The following is an 18505-nucleotide window of genomic DNA, read 5'->3' on the forward strand; positions in this document are numbered from 1 at the left end:
TAAAAGCGAGTTTCTTACACAGCAATACTTTAGTACCCAACTACTCTACTCGTTGTTATTAGGAGCTTACTTAATATGTATCGTTACAAGCTGACACCTGCAGCCAATTCTAGTCACTCGCTTTCAAAACTTAGCCGTCACGTTACGCGCGCATTATTTGCCCTTAGCTTAGGCGCTGTTTCTTCAGCTGTTTATGCTGACGAACAAGCTAAAAAAATAGATTTAGAGCGTATTGAGGTCACCTCCGAAAAACGGGCCGCCAATATCATGGAAGTGGCGTCCAGCGTAACCGCAATTTTTGGACAAGAACTGATCGACTCAGAAACCTATTCCATCACCGAACTTGGGCACGCAATCCCGAGTTTACACGTTTATAGCTGGGGCGGTCGAAGAGACAGCAACGTCTTTATTCGTGGTATAGGTCCTGGTTTATTTACCGAGCCAACCATTGGTTTTTACGTCGATGGCGTTAATTACAGCAATAATAGTATTTTCGATTTGGACCTTGTCGATATCGAACGTGTTGAAGTACTTCGTGGCCCTCAAGGTACGCTGTACGGTGGTAACTCTCTTGCGGGTGTTATCAATATCACCACCAAGCAACCAGATGAAGTACAAGAGTTTAAGGGAACGTTTTCGGCTGACAACTTTGGCTCAAAAAGAGCTCGATTAGGCGTCAATACGCCTATTAATAACGATGACCTGTTCCTTGGCTTGTCTGTATCAGTACACAATTCCGATGGCTATCTTGAAAACACTTACCTCAATAAAGACTTTGGCGCACGGGATGATATCAGTGCGAGAACAAAACTAAGATGGGTTGCCTCGGACAATCTCGAAGCCAATTTCATTGTCGATTATGAACATTTTCGTGGCGATTCATATGCAATAGGTCCACTTGAGAACATCAAAGCAAACCCAGATCAAGTAGAGCATGACTTTGAAGGGGTCGATGATCGTGATGCGCTCGGTGCCTCGATAACACTCGATTATACCGGTGACAATGTAGATTTTATCTCAATCACAAGCTGGCGTGATTGGGACAACTTTAACACCGCCGATCAAGACACCGGCCATGATCCGAGTTACCAATACCACAGTCACTCGACTGAAAAATTTGACCAGCTTTCTCATGAAATGCGTTGGAGCTCAAAAAATACCGATAATTACCACTGGCTAGCTGGCGTCTATGCCTATAAAGCCAATGCTCATTACACGGCAAGACATGACTTAAATTTTTCTGCGCTGTATCCAGGTAGCGGGCCTATGGTTGATCGCTCTGTCATCAGCAAAGACGACCAAGCTTGGGCTGCATTTGGACAAATTGACTATGCAATCAACGAAAACATTACTGTGATTGCTGGGCTACGTTATCACCAAGAGCAACGAGCAGCTGACATCAATATTAACTCCCAGTCTACCGCCGTTACTTCGCAATATGATGGAGAGAAAAAATTCAGCGAAGTGCTGCCCAAATTGGCCCTCTCGTATCAAACAAGTAATGACGACCTAATTTATGCTTCTTGGAGTAAGGGCTATCGAGCTGGTGGATTTGATACTGTGTATCCTAACTTAAGCAAGCCCAGCTTTGAGCCAGAGTACAGTAATAACTATGAAATAGCATATAAGGCATTAGCTTTAGATAACCAGCTGAGCTTCTCAATCACTGCTTTTTATGTATCTTTAGACGACCAACAAGTTCAGCAAATGTTAGAAAATACCACCATTATTACTGACAATGCTGGTAACAGTACCAGCAGAGGTATCGAATTTGAATCGCGTTATCACCCCCACCCAGACTGGACTGTTGGATTCTCTAGTAGCTATGTGGATGCGACCTATAGCGAGTACGAGAGTGTAAATTTAGCAACTGGCGTAGTAGAGGATTACTCAGATAATCGCCTGCCGAATACGCCAAAGCTCAGCGCAAACTTATCCATTAGCAATCGCACTGAGTTAAACAGCGACTACATATTATTCACACAGCTAGAAAACATTTACACGGGTGAACATTACTTTGATGCGGGTAACAAAATGAGACAGTCAGCATATCATCTCTTGAATGCCAAAGTGGGCCTTGAAACCGAAAACTGGTATGCGCACTTATGGGTGAAAAATACGCTCGATGAATATTATTCAAAAGTTGCATTTAACTTTGGTTTTGGTGTAACAGCAGAAGCAGGTAACCCAAGGACTATTGGCCTCACGGTCGGCACCAATTTCTAAACCGATAAATAGGGAAAGGTGGCACTAACTTACTTTGCGCCACTTTTACTTTATACAACACAATATCAATGCGTTGAAACGCTTAATAAGGGAGTTATCATGCAAGCTCAATCCGTATTATTGCTCGGTAGCACAGGTCAAGTAGGCTTAAAAGTAGCGCAGTACTTGCTCCAACATACCGACGCAACGCTCACATTTGCCTCGCGCAGAACAGCCTCATTGCCCAGTGCAATATTGCAATTCCAAGACCGTATAAGCACGGTTCAACTGGATGCCCAAAATCCTGACGACTTGCAAGCTCATTTAAAGGAGATCGAGCTAGTCGTCGCATGTGTTGGTCCTTCAGGCATTATCGGTGACCAAATAGTCTTAGCATGTAAAAAATTAAACGTGCCCATTATAGATGCCGGTGGTTACGACCCCGTTTACGCATCACTCCATGAGCATGAAAAGCACAACAAGAGCAAAGTGCCACTTATCATTAACGTAGGTTTGTTACCCGGCCTCTCAGGTGTGTTCCCTAACTATCTTATGCAACAACGCAGCAATGGCAAAACTGTAAAGTCCATAAAAGTGCAATATGTTGGCCGAGACGCTTGGAGCTATAACTCGGCGTGGGACATTATTCATGGACTCGGTGATTTTGGGCACGAGCGTGGGTTTTGCTATTTAGAAAACAAACAAATTAAGTCAGAAAAGTTCTCCAAAGCAGGCACAAAGGCACATTTTCCAGCTCCCATTGGTACGACATCAACCATGCTGATTTATGCAGAAGAAATTGTACAGCTTGCCAACAAGCAAGGCATAAAAACAGCTAAGGTTTATGGTGCCAACTTGGGCCCTCGCGCTATGTTTGTTTGCATGATCGCAAAGATATTTAAGATGTATAAAAATCATAAAAATATCGCTCGTGCTGCTCGCTGGTTATGTAAGGCTTCGGCTAAAGATATGCGTAAGCTCCCACCCGTTTATGGTATTGATGCCGAAATCGAGTGTGCTGATGGCAGCATACAGCGCGGCCAGATCATTCTTGAAGACACCTATCAGGCGACGGGCTTTATTATAGGCATTACAGCCAAGCAATTACTTAACAATCAAATTACCAAAGTTGGTCCTATGATGCTGCATGAAGCCGTTGATGCCAGTGACTTTATTAGCGATTTAGAACAAGCAGGAGTTGTTGCAAGCCTCACCCTCTCTGGATCAGACAAAACTGCTAAACAGGAGGCCGCATGAGCAAAAAAATCATCGTCTTAGGGGGCACTGGTGAGTCAGGCAGGCGCATCATTCATTTACTCAGTGCGCGTCATCCTGATCTAAAACTGAGCTGTGCAGCAAGGCGAACACCAAAGGCAGGAGTAATACCAGATCACATAGAATATGTCGCTTTTGATATTAACGACCAAGCCAAAAGTATTGAAACTTTGCAACAATTTAACTTAGCAGTCATTGCATTAGGCCCTATGGATAAATTTGCCATGCAAGCACATCAATTGTGCCTAAGCGCGAATATTGATGCTGTCGATATCAACGACAGTCTGCATGCAGCGGAGCAAGTGCTTACACTAAACACTGAGGCCAAGTCAAAGCAGCGCCTGCTGCTTACTGGCATGGGCTTCTCTCCAGGGATTTCTACATTATTATTGACTGAGCTTGCTCACAAAAAAGCGTCAGCTAAAGGACACTACCAGTGTCGTTTATATATGGGCGCCGCGTATGGTGGCGGTGAAACCAGCCCTCAGGCAATTTTAGCAAGTTTTACCAATCAGCTAACTTGCTGGCGAGGCGGCGCTCGTCAGCAAGTTAATACACCTTGGCAAGACGAACAACATCAGTTTGCCTTCCCTGCCCTGAAAAAGCCTGCGGACCTTATTCCATTTGCAACACCAGAAGTGGCTGGGCTTAGCTGTGAAGATGTTGCCGAAGACTTAGATATTAAGCACCTTGATAGCCGTTATCATATCCAGCACTTAACGCTTGGATTTGCGAAATTCATGAGTAAATATCGTCTTGGAGAGCGCAAGAATGCGTTTTTCTCGAATATGTTCTTTAATAACGGTCAAAAGCTTAAAACGAAAAAAGACTCCGACCCAGACACTTGCTTGTGGGTATACCCAGACAATGCTCCACAATCAGGATTGATATTACATGGCGTCGTTTCTTCTTACGAGCTTACAGCCAAAATGGCATGTGTGGCCGTCGAGTGCTGGCTAAATAACGCATTTTCTACAAGCTATGGTGTAACAGCAGTAGAGCACCTAACTTATGATACGCGTCAAGTATTGTTACAAACGCTTGCGCTTTATGGTGTAACAGCCAAACCAGCAAACGAACAGAACATCCATCAAGCGGATCAGCAGTTTGGTTGGGTAGACAGTGTTTCGTCAGACATAAATAGTCTAAGAAACTTAGGTTTAAACTGGTATACCGTGACCAAACAACACCCAAAAATGGCCAAGCGACAACAAGAGTATCTTTATAAATCACAGATTTGGCATGCACTCAAAGCAGCCACAAATACATTCAGTTTTACTCGGTTTGTGATCTCAACTTTGCTTGCCTGGCAACGTGATGGAAAGCGCCTACAGCATTGGCGAGATAAACATCCGGGTGAATACAGTGAGATATGGCAATCCATCACACGCGATATGAGCATGTTTACCTCCGGTTACGCCAATGCCAGAAAAGTATTAGGCAAAGAGCAAGCCTATCGGTTGTACCGCGAGATGTTTTTAGCAACAGGCAAAATGGAAATGCGCTGGCTATGGCCAAATCCTGAGTCCTTTAATATGTTCGCTCAAAAAGAAGATGCTATTTTAGAATACTGGCTAACTTGGCTACGAAATTACGCTAAACTTGGCCTATTTACGCTTAAAGAGTCAATAAATGGTTCGCAAGCGATTACCATTTCAATCACAGATTGTGCATATGCTGCAATGTTTAAAGAGCTGGGCTGCCCTGAGCTTGTAAACATGGTGAGAGAAATGGAGCAAGAAGCACTAACCTTTTTAGCAAGCCAGAGTAATTTAGATATTACTTGGAACATCAAAAGTGATGGCGCAGCAGACATAACCTTGAACAAAGCTAAAAAGCTCCAAGCCGTGAGCTAAGTTCCTACTCAATAAGGGTATGACTTTTATTCACGGTGAAGCGAGTAGTTTTAGCTATTTATCCAGAGTTCAGGTTATTTAGTATGCTTACTCTGACGATAACGACACGCCATTGCGGCTTGGTTCGCGATCAACCCAAAACAAGGCGTTGAGATTTAATGTGCATGGGCTCCTGAACCAAGTTCAGGCTCCCAAATGTGTAACTTCACGATCTCAGGAGCGCGATGTTTGTGCTAGTTGGTCAAATTAAATTGCCAACGATGGTAGGCGCCAAGTTTAGCCGAGCTTCCTTAGGAAGCACGTCAAACTGTTTTCTAAATGCCACGCTAAAATGACTAACATTGCTGTAACCCAACGAGATTGCCGTTTCAGTCACATTATTGTCCTTCAGTAAATTCATTGCTTTGTGCATTCTTTCTTCTTGGAAACAGCCGTACACGGTATTATTAAACAATGCCTTGAAACCTTTCTTAAGCTTGCACTGGTTTAACCCAACCGCCTTAGCCACATCTGAAATCGTCGGGGGGCTGCTCAAATCAGCAAGCAAAAAGTCTCTTGCTGCCATAAGCTGCTTTTTCTCTCGAAGTGGGATCTGGTTACTAATATCAACTGACTTAAGCGCGGTGAGATGCCAATATAAATAATCTAGAGTCGCAGAATGTAATAGAAGTGGTTTGCTTTCCTGCTCTTTTATCAGCTTATAGATGCGATTTGCACATGCACTGACTTTGCGACAAGGACCACTTTGCTTCACAAAGAACGACATATTCTTGCCAAGATCAATGCCACTGAGCTCTTCACCAGCAAGCTCAGCAAGTACTTCTGGCTTTATCATGATTTCTAGATTGCTAAAATCATTGCTGTGATATGCACAGAAACTCTCACCACTTGAAAAGCCAATATTGAAGTCTCCGCACTTACATTGTAAAAGTTTATTGCTTACTGTCGCTTCGAACTTCCCCGCCAGAACACTATTTAAATGAATATACTGGTCATCGCCAGGGAATACGTGTTTGGTATCGGCAGCCCCCATATCTTGTGCTGTAGATAAGCTGACTGAAAGACCGGGCATCAACTGTACAAAGTTATGTCCAACCGTACTTTCAATTTGCTGCTGTTCATTCACTATGTTTATTTCAATGTCACTGCAAAAAGTCATTTTAAAACCTTACCTATCCTTTGCCGTATCACCCTGACATATCTCTAATTAACACCTCCACATCCTTTGCAAGACCTTTGGAGGATACATATATTATCTAGAATCACCACAAATGAGACTATATCACAACATTATCGCAAATAAAAACAATTTTCATTTACAAGTATTGTACAGTAATCACCCATGAAAATGATATATTTGGCACCTAATGGCTATTTCGTTGCCGTGCCATCATGACATTCTAAAAGTCTTATGTGCCTTTACACTTTAAAACCACAGACTTGATTTAGTGTACTCGTTCATTGTTTTACAAACGGTTCGCGGATCCTTTGTAACCATTGAACATCTTGTTGTTCAACGGCTTTAATTGAGATAAAACAAACTATTGCTCTAAGTGACGCTTCAGCAATAGTCAGAGCATCATTAGCGTCATTTTTATTACCAATAAGAAAAGGTGGGGTGACTTTACATTATGGCTGAGCTTTTCAATTCAGCGTCCCACGGATTAACACCACTGAGAGAGATTTGGATACATATTCATCACATTACAAGAGATGTCCCCCCATCGCAGTTCCTGTTCATAAAAAGCACATGATCGGTGGTGTGGGGGCTGGAAGTTAGAGACCTCCGGCTACCCGATTATGTGATAGCTGCTCACTCTGGCAGCCCCTCGAATTCTGGCACAGAATCTAAACCTTTATCCCAAAAAGCTTTGCTAGATGCAAAGATGTGAGCTGTTGGTGACATAGAGACCTCTGTATCCAAACACCCGGCGGGAATGCTGAGCAGATGTAATGGTCTAATGAAACTGGACAGGTTTATAGCGTAAAATGAGCTAAACCCAAAAGGTATCACTATGACCAGAAAATCAAAAGTAACACTCAGTGCACAACAAAAACTTGAATATGCCAAATTAATGGTAGAAGAAGGTTATACCAATAAGCAAATTGAAGAGATGTCTGGCGCAGGAAAGTCAGCAGTATCACGTTGGAAGCAACAATATCTATCTGAGCTAGATGGTAAGAGCCCGGGAAATGTACAAGCACTCACACCAGAACAGCAACGTATTCAATTGCTAGAGAAGCAGCTACAGCGAGCTTTAAGGGATAATGATATATTAAAAAAAGCCACCGCTTTCTTCATTCGCGACAATCAAAATTTAAAGTAATTAAAGCGTTGAAGAAAGCGACCCCAAGCTATACGGTATCTGAGTTGTGTCGTGCTTTAGAAGTCAGTACAAGTAGTTATTACTATGCGCCCGTCGCGCCAAATAAGTCAGAGCAGGCACTGCTGGAGTTAATTAAATCTATCGCTGACGATTCTGGTTATACGTATGGTAGACGCAGAGTGAACGTTGAACTGAATGCGTTAAATCATACGATTGGAATATATAAAACAGCGGCACTGATGAAAAAGTTGAATATAAAAGCCATCAGGCCGAAGAAAAAACATTACTACCCTAACTCAGGTGATGAACATAAGTACGCACAGAACCTCTTAAAACGAGAGTTTAACCCTGATTCACATAACACGCATTGGGTCGGTGATATTACCTATATCAGGAACCATCAAGGGTGGAGCTACTTGGCCTGTGTGTTAGACTTATCAACGAGGGAAGTTGTAGGGTATGCCTTATCAACAAGCCCAAATGCTGAATTGGCTATAGCAGCATTGAATAATGCTATTAAGCGTCAACAGCCGGTTCTTAATCAACTGATGTTTCATTCCGATCAGGGGTGTCAGTATTCTGCGGCCTCGTTTAGAGCTCGGTTATCACAACTAACTATAACGCAAAGTATGAGTCGTCGAGGTAATTGTTGGGATAATGCAGTAATGGAGCGATTTTTTAGAAGTTTAAAAACAGAGCGACTGAATCGCCTGTCATTTATAAATCATCATTCAGTTATAAGTGAGGTGGACAATTATATTCAGTTTTACAATTACAAACGTAGGCATTCTACGCTTAATTATATGACGCCACATCAGAAATATAATGAATTAAAAAATGCCGCTTAGAATCTCTACAGAATTTGTTGACCATTACATATAGACTTTCGTCTAGCACCGGCATTAAGCATTGCAGCAAACTCTTCCATCCTATCTTTATTCGACACCCAAGACGGATATAGTGCATCGCCTCCTTTGCATAACTCTCTTTCAACTCGAAGTTTGTTGGCGTAATGAATTCGTGCCCTAGCTTTTAGATACGACCATCCCAAGAACACAACAATTAATCCTATTATTATTTCCATATTTTATTATCTTACCTTAGGCTATTGAATGTACCGCGAAGAAGTTGCCTTTCTTCTTCATTTTGGATGTGGTATCCAGAAAGGCTTTCGAAACCTTTGAATTTTACCATCATAAACATTTTAATTTTCACACAAGTTAAATAGTCTGGGTTTTCTGGGCACTCCATCACAACTCGCCATTTACCCTGACAAAGCAAGTTAATATGTGGCCCATAATGATGTTTTTTCCCACAAGCACAGTCGTAGTCTCCGTCGTATAGCGAGAGATCCATTCTTACTCTCATAGCTACACCAATTGATTCCAGAAAGGCATCCATATTGTTACTTTTCATCGCTTATCCTCAAGTATTACTAACAGTTTGAAAGATGACTAGCACCTAACGCCTGAATTCAGCCGCCGGCCGCTGGCGCAGCCAGTGGACGGTCGGCTGGAATGAATTGTTAGCCATCAACTCGAATTCTTCTTTAGAGCAGACGCTATTAGTTGGCTACAACCGAACCAACCCCAATAGATTCTATGGTTCATGATTTTGTAGTCAGAAATCTGCATGACTTCGAGAATGTCGATTTGATCGCCTTCAGGAGTTTCCCTCGGGTACTCCCAAATAAGGGTGTCACCGTTGATGAAGTATTTGCCTGTTCGATGCCAACGAACTAGATCATTGGGTCTTCGCTTAGTACCCTCCTCCAAGAAGCGAACAATCTCCTGCCGCCCCCGAAGAACGCCAGAGTCTTGATCTAGGATGGCTGGCACAAGCGGGCTTTCGAAGACAGCATCTTCAGCGTACAGATTGATGAGGGATGGAACATCCCGACCCTTGGCATATTCGTGCCATTTCTCATAGATGGTTTCAAACTCGTTCATATCTCTCCCATGAAGGCTAACGCCGCCAGCACGCGCGGCTTTGTAGTGGAGGCGAAGCCGCAACGAAAAAGCCGTCGCTGTGCCTGGCCTTGTTAGCTGTGTGCATTCTGCCGCACCGCACTGATAAATAAGATAAAAATACCCACAGCCACGAGTACCGATGTTGCAAGGCCTACCTTGTCAAAGTGATAGTGAGTGACACCGGTCTGGACGCTCATGACAGGAATTAAGATACCCACAAGATTTAATTTCCAGAAAATGGTGCTACATTTTTTCTGCCCGCTCAAATAGAAAAACCATATGGTTGTGATTAATACCAATGGAGCGGTAACAACCAAGTGCATAAGCAACTGCATGCCACTTGGCTCATGCACCACCAACCAGCCATGGAGTGATAAGTAGATTATGGCTGCGTAAATCAGATTAGCTAATGTCAGTATTACTGCTGATGCAAGATTTAACATGGCTTTCCCTACCGTACAGCTAACAATTTAATAGTGCGCTCATCGCGCATATTTCTACCGACTGCACGCTCATTTATCTACATTATGTATGTTTTAACAAATAACCTAAAGCATTACTGCCAATAAGTTTTCTATAACTTTAAAGAAAACTTAAATAGAACAATATGCGCGCAGCGCTCATTTTCATGAATATATGCGCAAAGACCAGCTTGACCAATCAATTAACTATTATATTTTAGCTAACCTCATAACCGCCTTACTACATTTTTTGCGTCAATAGCCTTGTCCGAAGATCCCCTGCTTTTAATAAGAGGTGCAACAATAAACCGCTATCCATACAGTATTAAATCAAAAAAGATAAAGTATGAAATTTTAAATTGGAATCTGTGTTTGATGTTTTAATTAGTTTAAGCCTAAAAACCAAATTCCACACTTTATGATAAAGACCTAAATAAGGAACAGCAACACCATCGCTGCAAGCCCTGCCACATATGGCTCTTCATTCCAGATGTGTGACAAACTATTCCAAAACCGAATGAGAAAGAACATAACTGAACAATCGTTTAAAAAAATAGCAAAAGAAACCTTGCACACTAGCACTGTATGAACTACTGTATACAAGTACTGTATAAACAACCAGTGAGCAAAATTATGTTACAGGCTATTACCGTAAGAACAGTTAAAAGTTATCAACAAGATAACCAAAGTTCATCTGTCAACTTAATTCAGATTGAAGATGAGATCTCTGCAACCTTTGAATTACTGAAAGTTTTACACCATTATAATAATCAAAGCGCTTGGACATTACTGATTGCACCGGACCATGTTCCTAGTAAAGCATTACTCGACTCATGCTCAATTGATACCAGCAAACTACTCGTTATACGTCAAAAACACTTAGTCAATTTAGAGTATGTTTTAAATTCAGCATTACATAACGGTAACTTTGCCGCCGTAATAACGTGGACTGGTATCATCAAAGATAAACAAATTACTGACTTATCACTAAACCTAGAACAAGCCAGTGCCAAGCTTTATTGCTTTACTAAAGCAGCGCAAACACCTGAGATAGCATTTGCGCAATAAGCTGGTAAAATACGCTTTTTATTAAAAAGTTGTTTTTATGATCCAACCCACTAACGGCGCGTGTCTATGCGGTAGTTTACAAAATTATAAAGATTGCTGCGAGCCGCTGCACTCAGGAAAAAGTTCAGCACTAACGCCTGAGCAATTAATGCGCTCTCGTTATGTTGCCTATGCGCTAAAAAATGCCACTTACATTCACAAAACTTATGCACAAGAAAAGCAAGCCCAAAACCCAATAAAAGAAATTGCTGACTTTGCTAATAGCTGCCGCTTTAGCGAACTTAAAATAATTGCCAGCTCAAGTGAGGAACAAACTGGTATTGTTGAATTTTGCGTTAGTTACTTTTACCAAAACTTGTATTGCCAACTACATGAGAAATCGTCATTTATTAAAGAAGATGGGAATTGGCGCTATCTAGATGGCGAAATTTACCCAATAGCTGACATAAAAGTCGGGCGTAATGATGAGTGTCCCTGCTTAAGTGGAAAAAAATATAAAAAGTGCCATAGTGTTTAAGAAAGTTAAAATCTACTTTTTGTAACTAAACTGTGGTCATGCCCTAATATTTAATTTCCGCTATATATTAGGGCTACATCACTTAAATAATTAAGGAAGGATTATGTCGGGCATGACTATGGTGGTATTAATTGTATTAATCTCTGTTGGTTCGGGGGTTATTTACGATATGTATAAAAAGTACCTAGAATTTAAAAGGCGCACATTCCTTGATAATAAAGAATCAAACGGGCAAATTGCCGCGATGGCGGATGAAATATTAGCACTTAAAGAACGTGTACAGACTTTAGAAGCTATTGTCACTGACTCAAGCTATAAAGTTAAACAAGATATTAATAATTTATAACCGTCTGAATTTAAGCTTTAGAGAAGATTGTTATACTGCGTTATCACATCAGCATAATAGGCTGCATTTTTATTTTGCATTTGCTGATAATGCTTTATCAGCTTTGTGTGATATTGCTTATGTGAAGGTTGGTTAAAATCCCACATTTCACCGGTAGCCGTTATTTCTGTTTTTGCGGACTGGCTAAGATGTAATACTTCATAAAATCTTTTATTTTCAGTAACTATTGATTCGTACTTTAACCCAAGCCCCAGTTCATTCAATCCTGAGCGTAAGGTGTAAGCATGGTGCACAGGGCAAACTATAAACTCTAATGGCTGAACTTGCGCTTTAGTAAACGATAAAGTTGCCTGAGTATAATAAGCTATTATTTGTTGCACCAACCAAAGTAGTAGTTCACCACCGACACCTGCAATAATAATAATATTTTTCTGTGAAGGGCTCACATTAATAGCGGCCACATCTTGGCAATAAACTTGCCAATGCGGCTCATTCTGCCAAGGGCTAAACTGACTCAACTTACTCTCAAGTTCGTCCATTAAGCTTGGCACAATATCAACAAAGTTCACCATAGGTGCAGCTTTGCGTTTTAACAGCTCGATGCCCAGTAACCCATGATCGCAGCAGCAGTCCCAAATCACATCATAATATTTATCACCACGCACATCGATAAGTGCATCAATTTCAAATAAACGTCTACTAAGCGCCATAGACTAAAGCTTATTCACTTACCGCACTTTCGTACACGAGCGCTTTTAAGCTACGATCAGCGTCTACTTCAATAAAACCCGCTGTTGCATCAAGTCGCTGTTTAAAGACAATACTACCTTGTGTGTGCTCGTTAATCAGATCTTTAAATGCTTGTTCAGATAACTCAGGACTATTAGCACAAAGCAATATTTTAGTTTGACTATTTAACAGTTCAGGTAAACGGCGCAACACCTTTTGATAGTCTTTAGTTAATATAAAGCTCCCCTTTTGAAAGCTAGGCGGATCAATAATGATCAAATCAAACGGAGCTGCTTTTTTTAACTTACCAAATGACTTTAAAATATCGTGAGGTAAAAAGCTTACTCCGCGGTCAAAATTATTTAACTGGTGATTTTGTTTTCCAGTTCTAAGTACACCTTTATTCATATCCATATTCATTACAGAATCTGCACCACCATGCATTGCAGCCACCGAAAAACCGCAGGTATATGCGAATAAATTAAGTACCTTGGCATCACGACTATGGTCCATAATAAACTCACGGCCACTTCGCATATCAGGAAATATCCCGGTGTTTTGGCGGCTTAATAAGTCAACATGAAATGCAATGCCGTTTTCTTGTACTGTATGTTTTTCGGGTAAATGGCCGAAAACTAACTTATTAACTGTATTTTGTCCTGCGCGCTGTTGATAAATTAATGCAGTAACAAGTTCAGGGGCATTTTTTGCTATCCAACTTTCTACTTGTTCAGTCAACTGATTAAGTTCATCATCAGCGATTTCTTGATACGACACTAAAAACAAAGCAGGTGGATAAAAATCTATATTTAGATGACTCAGACTTTCAACACTATGTCCTCGACCATGAAACACTCTACATAATTCGTTAGCTGAGAGAGGCGCCTTATCTAAAGCTGATAATATTTCTGTAAAATTGCTTGTCATTAGTTGATCAACTGTTGTTGTAGTTCATGTATTTGGTCACGTATTGAGGCGGCTTTCTCAAACTCTAAATCGCTTGCGTAGGCATGCATTTTTCCATCAAGCTCTTTAATTTGGCTAGCAATCTCTTTTGCACTAAGTACCTTATTTGACTCTTTTCGGATAAGTCTAAGGTTATCTTTAGGCTGCGCGTCTTCACCTACATCCATTATATCAGTAATGCGTTTCACAAGTGCTTGCGGCTCGATGCCGTGCTTTAAATTGTGCGCATGCTGTATGGTTCGACGACGCTCAGTTTCATCAATCGCTTTGGCCATTGATTTAGTAACACGGTCGCCATATAAAATAGCGAGGCCATTTAAGTGACGGGCAGCACGACCTATGGTTTGAATAAGTGCACGTGCGGAACGTAAAAAACCTTCTTTATCTGCATCGAGTATTGCAACTAATGATACTTCAGGCATATCTAAGCCTTCACGTAATAAGTTTATACCCACTAGCACATCAAATACACCGGCTCGTAAATCGCGAATAATCTCAACTCGCTCCACGGTATCTATATCTGAATGTAGGTAACGCACTTTGACACCATGCTCACTCAGGTAATCACTTAAATCCTCAGACATACGCTTGGTTAAGGTGGTGACTAGCACTCGCTCATTTACGGCTACTCGTTTATAAATTTCAGAGAGTAAATCATCTACTTGGCTTGCAACTGGACGAACTTCTATTTGCGGGTCAAGTAACCCGGTTGGGCGAATAATCTGCTCGGCCACCTCACCATTTGAACGTTCTAACTCAAAATCTCCTGGTGTCGCTGAAACATAAATTGTTTGTGGAGCAATCGCCTCAAACTCTTCAAATCGTAGTGGTCTATTATCAAGCGCCGATGGCATTCTAAAGCCATATTCAACTAAGTTTTCTTTTCGGCTTCTATCGCCTTTGTACATGGCACCAATTTGCGACACAGTGACATGAGACTCATCGATAATCATTAACGCATCATCAGGCAAGTAGTCGAGTAATGTCGGCGGAGGATCTCCCGGTGTACGTCCCGACAAATAACGACTGTAGTTTTCTATTCCTGAGCAATAGCCCAACTCTGTCATCATTTCAATATCGTACTGCGTACGCTGCGCTATACGTTGCTCTTCAACCAATTTATTTGCACTGAGTAATTGCGCTCGACGCTCTTTTAATTCATCTTTTATTTTTTCTATAGCGTCGAGTATTTTTTCACGTGGGGTTACGTAATGTGTTTTTGGGTAAATGGTGGTACGCACGAGGTGTTTTTCGACGGCCCCGGTTAGGGGATCAAATATACTTAAACGTTCAATTTCATCATCAAACATTTCTACCCGAACTGCATAAGTGTCAGACTCAGCGGGAAAGATATCAACCACTTCGCCGCGTACCCGGTATGTACCTCGGCTAAACTCTATATCATTACGGGTATATTGTATTTCTGCTAAACGGCGCAACATGTCGCGTTGATCTATTTTTTCGCCTACTTTAAGTAGCAACATCATCCTCATATATGATTTGGGATCGCCCAAACCATAAATAGCCGATACTGAGGCCACAATAATGGTATCTCGGCGCTCGAGTAACGCTTTGGTGGCGCTTAAACGCATCTGCTCAATATGCTCGTTAATCGAGGCATCTTTTTCAATGAATGTGTCACTGGAAACCACGTAAGCTTCTGGCTGATAATAATCATAGTAAGAAACAAAATACTCAACCGCATTATTTGGGAAAAACTCTTTCATCTCTCCGTAAAGCTGCGCCGCAAGCGTTTTATTGTGCGCCATGATGATAGTCGGGCGATTCAAATCATGAATAATATTGGCCATAGTAAAGGTTTTACCTGTACCCGTTGCCCCCAATAATGTTTGCTGTGCCAGCCCTGCTTCAAGCCCTTCACAAAGCTGTGCAATCGCAGTGGGCTGGTCGCCTGCCGGTTTAAAATCAGAAACCAACTGAAAATGGTCACTCATTAATGACACTCCTGTAAAGATTGATTACTTAACTTTTCAAGTTCTTTCATAAACCACTTATACGCAACAAGCGCAGTAAATAGATTACCTATGGCTGCGCCAATAAATAACCCGGTGAGGCCTGCAATTTCATTGCCAAAATAGGCAAATGGTACATAAAATACAAATAATCTAACGACACTCAAAATCAATGCATTCATCGGCTTATGCAAAGCATTAAAAGATGAGTTAGATAAAATAATAATACCTTGAAAGCCGTAACTAAGGGGCAGTATATAAATAAACAATTTAATCACTTCAACCACAGCTTGCTCTTTTGCAAATATTTCACTAATAAAACCAGCGCTCGCAATTAATACTAAATAAATAATAAATTGCCACACCATGACAAATTTTAAGGTGGTGGAGTAAGCTTCTTTTACGCGACAAAATTTCGCAGCACCAAAATTTTGGCTGATAAAAGGCGGCAATGTCATAGACAGTGCTAACACCACTAAGCTTGCAATTGATTCAATTCGACTACCAACACCAAATGCTGCAACCGCCTCTGGTCCGTGGCGAGCCACTAACGCGGTCATCACTGCCATAGCCACTGGGGTAAGCATATTAGCGCCTGCTGCTGGCAAGCCTATTTTTAAAATCTTTCTAATCGCCCCAGTTACGGTTTGATTATTTGCTTGTAAACTTAATAAACCTTTTTTTACGGCTAAAATATATAAAATAATCACCACAGCTACAGACCAAGCAATAACACTTGCAATAGCGGCCCCTTTAATACCCATCGCCGGTATTGGTCCAAAACCAAATATGAGCATCGGGTCTAAAAACGCATTAATCAGTCCAGCCCCACCCATAACAACACTCGGGGTTGTGGTATCACCACTGGCCCGTAGCACAGAATTCCCGACCATTGGGGTAATTAAAAAAATGCTGCCAATAAACCAAATGCTCATATAGTCATGAATTAATGGCAGAACTTGCTCCCCTGCCCCGAGCAATTTAAAAATAGGCTCAATAAATAGGTAACCGCTAAATGATAATATGCACACCATCACAATAGCTATCATCAGTGCAATACTGCCATCAAAGCGAGCTTCATCTAACTTATTACTACCAAGCGCTCTGCCAATAACTGCCGAAGTACCAATGCCCAACCCAATAGCTAAACTTATTACTGTAAAGGTAACCGGAAAAGTAAAGCTTACGGCGGCCAGAGGCTTTGTACCTAATAAACCAATAAAAAAAGTATCTACTAGATTAAACATCATTAAAGTAATCATGCCGAAGATCATCGGTATCGTCATTTTTTTTAGGGTCGGCAGTATAGGATCGTTTAAAAGGTCGGTATTTGAATGTGTCTGCAAGGTTGCGCGCATAGGAATAAATTAGCCTTCTTCAAATGAACCGATTATTTTAAAGCATCACGGCTGTTCTAGCCATGCATTTATGAACTGATCGAGAATTATAGTGATAATAATGAAGAAAAGTGTGCTTTTAGCCTCTTAAGCTTAAATTATAAACGAATACGTCATAAAACAATAAAAATACATTTTAATTACGTTAATTACACAAAAATAGCGTATCCAGGCTTATTTTTACACAATAATTGCGCCTTTCTAATCGTAACGAATAAACTTTCTCATCAAACTAGAAGCAAACAAAATGAAAACATAACCAATTGTTTTTAAATAAGTAAAAAAAAACATTTGAAATGCTTGAAATCCTTGTAGCGCCCTAAAAACCTAGCGTTGCCAAGGTTCTTAAAGTTTCATAAACAGAGTTATCCACAGAAACCGTGGATAACTCATCCAACCGCCCATTTATAAAGGCTTAGCAGAGTGCTAATTTTTCTTGAGCAGTTTGAATATTGGTAAATACTTACTTTATTTAATTTAACACAACTCAGTGAATAGGTGGTGTGTCAGAAAGTATGCTGAAGAAATAAAGGAGGGTGACAGCCAAAGCAAGATGATATATTTGAGGTTATGAAGACACAAATAGATATCAGCTGCCCCGACTGTCACAGTCCCAGTTTAAAGAAAAACGGCATAAAAAGCTATGGCAAGCAGAACTACCAATGCAAGGACTGCAAACGTCAATTCATTGGTGACCATGCCTTAACTTATAAGGGCTGTCACTCTAAAATAGAAGACATCATACGGCTAATGACGGTGAGAGGTTGCGGTGTTAGAGACATAGCTATTATAGCCTCAGTCAGTATCGGTAAAGTATTGGGCACCATAGGCTCATCTGTTTATAAGATCGCGCCTAAGAAGCGCTACTATGAACGCTTAGAGGTTGATGAGTTCTGGACTTACGTGTATCGCAAGAAGCGTAAAGTCTGGCTCATCTACGCTTATGACCGTGCTACTAATGAGATTGTCGCTTATGTCTGGGGCAAACGTGACTTAAAAACAGCTAAGAAGCTAAGAGCACGTTTAAAGCAACTTAAAGTAAGCTATGGCTCTATCAGTATGGACAACTGGGATAGCTTTAAAACCGCCTTTAAAGGTGATCACAAACAGGTTGGCAAACAGCATACCATAGGTATAGAGGGTAATAACTGTCGCCTTAGACACCGATTAAGACGAGCGGTTAGAAAGACTTGTTGCTTCTCAAAAAAGCTTGATAATCATTTTAAAGTGTTTGATTTGGTGTTCTTTTACATCAATTATGGCTACGTCTGATGCCAGCATACTTTTTAGAACACCACCAGTGAATAAACTCCCAATACTTCAGTAAAGGTTCTATCATCACCTAGGACAGATTTTACACTCCCGACAGATTACCGCCTAAGTAACTGATAAAATAGGACTATTAATTTAATTCT

Annotated in this window: 16 protein-coding genes; 8 read left to right on the plus strand and 8 right to left on the minus strand. The window is 41.1% G+C overall.

What is annotated here, in order from left to right:
* Positions 1–75: 75 nt before the first annotated feature.
* The 3 genes from ACT3S9_RS09925 to ACT3S9_RS09935 all read left to right on the plus strand — a co-directional run bounded on the left by ACT3S9_RS09925 (position 76) and on the right by ACT3S9_RS09935 (position 5336).
* Positions 76–2226, plus strand: a complete 2151-nt coding sequence (locus tag ACT3S9_RS09925; RefSeq protein ID WP_301562546.1) for a TonB-dependent receptor — start codon at positions 76–78, stop codon at positions 2224–2226.
* 99 nt (positions 2227–2325) lie between these two features.
* Complete coding sequence (locus tag ACT3S9_RS09930; RefSeq protein ID WP_192542152.1) at positions 2326–3462, plus strand: saccharopine dehydrogenase NADP-binding domain-containing protein; 1137 nt, start codon at positions 2326–2328, stop codon at positions 3460–3462.
* Positions 3459–5336, plus strand: a complete 1878-nt coding sequence (locus tag ACT3S9_RS09935; RefSeq protein ID WP_441993067.1) for a hypothetical protein — start codon at positions 3459–3461, stop codon at positions 5334–5336. The genes ACT3S9_RS09930 and ACT3S9_RS09935 overlap by 4 nt, the downstream gene beginning before the upstream one ends.
* A 241-nt stretch (positions 5337–5577) precedes the next feature.
* Here the strand turns inward: ACT3S9_RS09935 and ACT3S9_RS09940 are convergent, their stop codons facing one another.
* Positions 5578–6462 (minus strand): helix-turn-helix transcriptional regulator, encoded by an 885-nt coding sequence (locus ACT3S9_RS09940; protein ID WP_444750929.1) that lies wholly within the window; start codon positions 6460–6462, stop codon positions 5578–5580.
* Positions 6463–7351: 889 nt separating this feature from the next.
* Here ACT3S9_RS09940 and ACT3S9_RS09945 point away from each other — a divergent pair.
* A protein-coding gene (locus ACT3S9_RS09945; RefSeq protein WP_086962489.1) for an IS3 family transposase occupies positions 7352–8511 on the plus strand; the annotation gives its coding sequence in 2 pieces (ribosomal slippage) (positions 7352–7625 and positions 7625–8511; 1161 coding nt in all).
* A 247-nt stretch (positions 8512–8758) separates the two neighbouring features.
* Here ACT3S9_RS09945 and ACT3S9_RS09950 read toward each other — a convergent pair.
* The 3 genes from ACT3S9_RS09950 to ACT3S9_RS09960 all read right to left on the minus strand — a co-directional run bounded on the left by ACT3S9_RS09950 (position 8759) and on the right by ACT3S9_RS09960 (position 10076).
* Positions 8759–9079, minus strand: coding sequence for a hypothetical protein (locus tag ACT3S9_RS09950; protein WP_444750930.1), 321 nt, complete (start codon positions 9077–9079; stop codon positions 8759–8761).
* 116 nt (positions 9080–9195) lie between these two features.
* Positions 9196–9612 (minus strand): nuclear transport factor 2 family protein, encoded by a 417-nt coding sequence (locus ACT3S9_RS09955; protein ID WP_444750874.1) that lies wholly within the window; start codon positions 9610–9612, stop codon positions 9196–9198.
* A 92-nt stretch (positions 9613–9704) separates the two neighbouring features.
* Positions 9705–10076 carry a hypothetical protein gene (locus ACT3S9_RS09960; protein ID WP_444750931.1) on the minus strand — a complete coding sequence of 124 codons (372 nt, stop codon included), beginning with the start codon at positions 10074–10076 and terminating at the stop codon, positions 9705–9707.
* A 651-nt stretch (positions 10077–10727) separates the two neighbouring features.
* Here ACT3S9_RS09960 and ACT3S9_RS09965 point away from each other — a divergent pair.
* The 3 genes from ACT3S9_RS09965 to ACT3S9_RS09975 all read left to right on the plus strand — a co-directional run bounded on the left by ACT3S9_RS09965 (position 10728) and on the right by ACT3S9_RS09975 (position 12025).
* Positions 10728–11162 carry a SulA-like leucine-rich domain-containing protein gene (locus ACT3S9_RS09965; protein WP_441835472.1) on the plus strand — a complete coding sequence of 145 codons (435 nt, stop codon included), beginning with the start codon at positions 10728–10730 and terminating at the stop codon, positions 11160–11162.
* Positions 11163–11199: 37 nt separating this feature from the next.
* Positions 11200–11679: a YchJ family protein gene (locus ACT3S9_RS09970; RefSeq protein WP_441835473.1), complete on the plus strand. Its 480-nt coding sequence runs from the start codon at positions 11200–11202 to the stop codon at positions 11677–11679.
* Between the two features lie 103 nt (positions 11680–11782).
* The gene (locus tag ACT3S9_RS09975; RefSeq protein WP_441835474.1) at positions 11783–12025 is read left to right on the plus strand and encodes a hypothetical protein; all 243 of its coding nucleotides are present in this window, start codon (positions 11783–11785) and stop codon (positions 12023–12025) included.
* Positions 12026–12042: 17 nt separating this feature from the next.
* On the opposite strand, the gene ACT3S9_RS09980 is transcribed toward ACT3S9_RS09975, so the two are convergent.
* Genes ACT3S9_RS09980 through ACT3S9_RS09995 form a run of 4 tightly spaced genes read right to left on the minus strand, consistent with a single transcriptional unit; the run spans position 12043 to position 17051 of the window.
* Entirely contained in the window at positions 12043–12735 is a 693-nt protein-coding gene (locus ACT3S9_RS09980) for a tRNA (adenine(22)-N(1))-methyltransferase TrmK (protein ID WP_441835475.1), read from the minus strand.
* A gap of 10 nt (positions 12736–12745) precedes the next feature.
* Positions 12746–13681 (minus strand): class I SAM-dependent methyltransferase, encoded by a 936-nt coding sequence (locus ACT3S9_RS09985; RefSeq protein ID WP_441835476.1) that lies wholly within the window; start codon positions 13679–13681, stop codon positions 12746–12748.
* Positions 13681–15675, minus strand: a complete 1995-nt coding sequence (uvrB, locus tag ACT3S9_RS09990) for an excinuclease ABC subunit UvrB (protein ID WP_441835477.1) — start codon at positions 15673–15675, stop codon at positions 13681–13683. Before uvrB ends, ACT3S9_RS09985 begins: the two co-directional genes overlap by 1 nt.
* Positions 15675–17051 carry an MATE family efflux transporter gene (locus tag ACT3S9_RS09995; RefSeq protein ID WP_441835478.1) on the minus strand — a complete coding sequence of 459 codons (1377 nt, stop codon included), beginning with the start codon at positions 17049–17051 and terminating at the stop codon, positions 15675–15677. Before ACT3S9_RS09995 ends, uvrB begins: the two co-directional genes overlap by 1 nt.
* Positions 17052–17660: 609 nt before the next feature.
* Between ACT3S9_RS09995 and ACT3S9_RS10000 the strand changes: the two genes are divergently transcribed.
* Positions 17661–18362, plus strand: coding sequence for an IS1 family transposase (locus ACT3S9_RS10000; protein WP_443489204.1), 702 nt, complete (start codon positions 17661–17663; stop codon positions 18360–18362).
* Positions 18363–18505: the final 143 nt, after the last annotated feature.

The organism is Pseudoalteromonas sp. AOP31-A2-14 (genome assembly GCF_052378035.1).
Taxonomy (GTDB): Bacteria; Pseudomonadota; Gammaproteobacteria; order Enterobacterales; family Alteromonadaceae; genus Pseudoalteromonas.

Bases quoted from the DNA above. Each gene is read 5' to 3' on its own strand.
- ACT3S9_RS09980 (WP_441835475.1), bottom strand. From the start codon at position 12,735: ATGGCGCTTAGTAGACGTTTATTTGAAATTGATGCACTTATCGATGTG.
- ACT3S9_RS09970 (WP_441835473.1), top strand. From the start codon at position 11,200: ATGATCCAACCCACTAACGGCGCGTGTCTATGCGGTAGTTTACAAAAT.
- uvrB (WP_441835477.1), bottom strand. From the start codon at position 15,675: ATGAGTGACCATTTTCAGTTGGTTTCTGATTTTAAACCGGCAGGCGAC.
- ACT3S9_RS09960 (WP_444750931.1), bottom strand. From the start codon at position 10,076: ATGTTAAATCTTGCATCAGCAGTAATACTGACATTAGCTAATCTGATT.
- ACT3S9_RS09930 (WP_192542152.1), top strand. From the start codon at position 2,326: ATGCAAGCTCAATCCGTATTATTGCTCGGTAGCACAGGTCAAGTAGGC.
- ACT3S9_RS09995 (WP_441835478.1), bottom strand. From the start codon at position 17,051: ATGCGCGCAACCTTGCAGACACATTCAAATACCGACCTTTTAAACGAT.
- ACT3S9_RS09985 (WP_441835476.1), bottom strand. From the start codon at position 13,681: ATGACAAGCAATTTTACAGAAATATTATCAGCTTTAGATAAGGCGCCT.
- ACT3S9_RS09965 (WP_441835472.1), top strand. From the start codon at position 10,728: ATGTTACAGGCTATTACCGTAAGAACAGTTAAAAGTTATCAACAAGAT.
- ACT3S9_RS10000 (WP_443489204.1), top strand. From the start codon at position 17,661: ATGAAGACACAAATAGATATCAGCTGCCCCGACTGTCACAGTCCCAGT.
- ACT3S9_RS09935 (WP_441993067.1), top strand. From the start codon at position 3,459: ATGAGCAAAAAAATCATCGTCTTAGGGGGCACTGGTGAGTCAGGCAGG.
- ACT3S9_RS09950 (WP_444750930.1), bottom strand. From the start codon at position 9,079: ATGAAAAGTAACAATATGGATGCCTTTCTGGAATCAATTGGTGTAGCT.
- ACT3S9_RS09955 (WP_444750874.1), bottom strand. From the start codon at position 9,612: ATGAACGAGTTTGAAACCATCTATGAGAAATGGCACGAATATGCCAAG.
- ACT3S9_RS09925 (WP_301562546.1), top strand. From the start codon at position 76: ATGTATCGTTACAAGCTGACACCTGCAGCCAATTCTAGTCACTCGCTT.
- ACT3S9_RS09975 (WP_441835474.1), top strand. From the start codon at position 11,783: ATGTCGGGCATGACTATGGTGGTATTAATTGTATTAATCTCTGTTGGT.